Source organism: Mesorhizobium sp. M8A.F.Ca.ET.207.01.1.1, from assembly GCF_004794715.1.
Classification (GTDB): domain Bacteria; phylum Pseudomonadota; class Alphaproteobacteria; order Rhizobiales; family Rhizobiaceae; genus Mesorhizobium.
In genome coordinates this window covers 1-378 of sequence record NZ_SRUS01000200.1, presented here as the reverse complement: position 1 = coordinate 378, position 378 = coordinate 1, and the positions used below count along the sequence as shown (strand labels likewise).

At 64.0% G+C, this 378-nt stretch carries 1 protein-coding gene; it reads right to left on the bottom strand.

Features of this window, described 5'->3' with window-relative positions; translation table 11 throughout:
• Positions 1-340, bottom strand: a 340-nt coding sequence (locus EN850_RS34165) for a YbhB/YbcL family Raf kinase inhibitor-like protein (protein ID WP_136092982.1), incomplete at its 3' end; no start/stop codon positions are given.
• Positions 341-378: the final 38 nt, after the last annotated feature.

The following is a 378-nucleotide window of genomic DNA, read 5'->3' as shown; positions in this document are numbered from 1 at the left end:
GCACCGAGCCCTTCGGCATGCGCTTGCCACCCTCGGCGCCGGCGCCTTCACCCAACCCCTTGGCGCTGGCCGGGATGTTCCAGGCCAGCCAGTGCCAGAAACCCTTGCCGCCATTGGCATCGGGGTCGAACATGGTCAGCGCATAGCTTTTGGTGCCGGCCGGCGGATCCTTCCAGGCAAGCGCGATCGAGACGCTCTTGCCGCCGCAGCCGGCCTTGTCGCCGAGATATTTCGCATCCCACTTGCCGTTGGAAACCGACCGGCTGGAGATCTCGAAGGCCGATGCCTGGGTGGCCAAGGCAGCGACGGCAAGCATGGTGAAGCCAAGGCGTAAGATCATGGCACTCCTCCCGTTCTGCCAAGAGGTGAAGAAACTAG